The organism is Streptomyces sp. 8K308 (assembly GCF_004348315.1).
GTDB lineage: Bacteria > Actinomycetota > Actinomycetes > Streptomycetales > Streptomycetaceae > Streptomyces.
Genome location: NZ_SMKC01000562.1, coordinates 1 through 2,237, shown reverse-complemented (window position 1 = coordinate 2,237; position 2,237 = coordinate 1). Strand labels below are relative to the sequence as shown.

General features: G+C 67.2%; 3 protein-coding genes. 2 read left to right on the top strand and 1 reads right to left on the bottom strand.

From position 1 onward, the window contains the following. Positions 1–223: hypothetical protein (locus tag E1265_RS35680; RefSeq protein WP_132935093.1), on the bottom strand; the 223-nt coding region annotated here is incomplete at its 3' end. A 577-nt stretch (positions 224–800) separates the two neighbouring features. On the opposite strand from E1265_RS35680, the gene E1265_RS35675 reads away from it, so the two are divergent. Next, positions 801–1,637, top strand: a complete 837-nt coding sequence (locus E1265_RS35675; RefSeq protein ID WP_132935092.1) for a helix-turn-helix transcriptional regulator — start codon at positions 801–803, stop codon at positions 1,635–1,637. Next, positions 1,634–1,852 carry a DUF397 domain-containing protein gene (locus E1265_RS35670; protein ID WP_132935091.1) on the top strand — a complete coding sequence of 73 codons (219 nt, stop codon included), beginning with the start codon at positions 1,634–1,636 and terminating at the stop codon, positions 1,850–1,852. Before E1265_RS35675 ends, E1265_RS35670 begins: the two co-directional genes overlap by 4 nt. Positions 1,853–2,237: the final 385 nt, after the last annotated feature.

Below are 2,237 nucleotides of genomic sequence, written 5' to 3'. Positions count from 1 at the left end.
CCTCCCCGCCGCTGACGAGGGTGTCCACCCCGACCGCCCCCAACACCAACGCGACGACGACCACCGCATCGATCAGCAGAGCGCCGAAGCGTTCCGGAAAGTCGGCCGGCGTCTCCCAACCGGGCTCGGGCGGATAGATACGCATCCACTGCGGATGCGGCTTGCGCATACCGCTGCTTGCCGCTGTCTCTAACTCCGCGCGTCTGGGCATCTGTTCATCCATGCGGCACATCTTCTCCAAACGCGACCGAGACCGGTCCCGGTAACCGCCGGACGGCTCCCCGGCCCCGTAACGGCTTCGGAGAGCGGGCACTCAGGAAAAGAGCCGAACGAAAAGGGAGATGGAGAGCAGGGCACCGAATATCGTGCCCATGGCGAAGCCGTAGATGATGTCAGTGGCCGCGAAGAAGCGGTCGGTCAGGCGGCGGGTGGCGTTTTCGTAGCATCGCGGAAGCCGCGGGCCTGGGGCGCCGGTGACTGGTCATGTTCCGCCCCGGCCGATGCGGTTGGTGCGGCAGCGGGCGTTGAACTCCCGCACCCACCAGCAACTGCTCGCTGAGTGGGAGGCGTTCGGGCGCCTCCGGCTCGTCGTCCCCCGGATCGTCCGAAGGCCGCTCAGGGTGCTCCGTCATGGTTCCGGCTCCTTGTTCGCCACGACACCCTCCCGGGTACGACGGGTAGTCGTTCGGTCACCCATGAGAGCCGGATCGCCGTAGGCTGGAAAGGCTTTACCCGGGGGTGATAAATGGATCGCCGCGCGGGAGGGCTTCGTTGGGAGCGCGAATCGAGAGGTCACGGCGTTGGACGAGACGGAGAGCGAGAAGACCCTTACCCCGCCGCCGAACCCCCTGCAGCGCTTCGGCGCTGACGTCAAACGGGTGCGGCTCGGGCGCGGGTTGGCGCAGAAGAACCTGGGCCGGGCGACCGGGTACTCGGAGGCGTACGTCTGTCTGGTGGAGTCGGGGAAGAAGATGCCCAGCATGAGGTTCGCGGAGGGTTGCGATGTGGCCTTCGGCACCAACGGGCTGTTCGCGGGGCTGCGAAAGCGGATTGAGGAGGAGGACCACGCGTCGTGGTTCCTGCCGTATCTGGAGTTGGAGCGGAAGGCGAGCCGGATACTGGACTATTCGGCCAACCTCGTGAAGGGGTTGCTGCAGACCGAGCGATACGCGCAGGCCATCTATCGGGCGGCACATCCGCGCACCGACCCGAAGGTGATCGACGGCAAGGTCCGCTCTCGGCTCCAGCGCCGGCAGATCTTCGAGCGGTCACAGCCGCCCGAGCTGTGGATCATCCTGCACGAGGGCTGTCTGCGGACTCTGGTGGGCGGCGCCGAGGTGATGGCCGAGCAGCTGGACCATCTGCTGGCCGCCGCCGACTCGCCCCAGATCGACCTCCAGGTGCTGCCGTTCTCGGCGGGAGCGGCCGCCGAACACCTCATGTCCTACACGCTGTTGGCCTTCCGCGACCGGGACATGACGCTCTACTCCGGGACCCCGCGCGGAGGCAGACTGTATGACTCCGCGGGGACGGTCGCCTGGGCCCTGGACAACTATGATCGGCTGCGGGCTAACGCCTTGTCGCTGGGCGAGTCACGGTCCCTGATCGAGTCATTGTCGAAGGAGCTTCGAAGGTGAACGCGGATTTGGACCTGAACGGCGCCGTGTGGTTCACGTCGTCCTACAGCCAGGGTGATGGGGGCGACTGTGTGGAGTGCTCGCGCACCTTCGCGGACGTCGGCCTGGTCCCGGTGCGGGACAGCAAGGCGCCGGAAGGCCCGGCGCTCACCCACTCCTCGGCCGGCTGGTCCGCCTTCGTCCGGGCCATAGGGGACGGGCGGCTACTCGGCTGACGCGCGGCTTCGCGCCGGGGCGATCTCGGCATGCCGGTCCTCACCAGCCCTCAGTGGTGCCAGGTCAGTGATGGTCCACCAGCGATGCCCGGCGTGGTCATGCGCTCGTGTGCTTCCTGGCCGGTCACATCAACCTGGTGGATCGTGACGCGAAGATAAGAGAAGACGTCCCGGAAGATGCCTTCAGCGCATCCGACATCCCCATATCCAGAGGGCTCCGTGACCGCTTGACAGCGGCCAGTCGGGGGTCATCTGGCCGCCAGTGATCACTCCGCGTGAGCGGGCCCGCGTCGGCTTGCCACGGTGGAGCCCTGGCCTCACCGGGCCGCGATGTGCGCCGCCCCGAACAGGCGCTTGGCCATGCCGAGGCGCTCATACGTGGCGA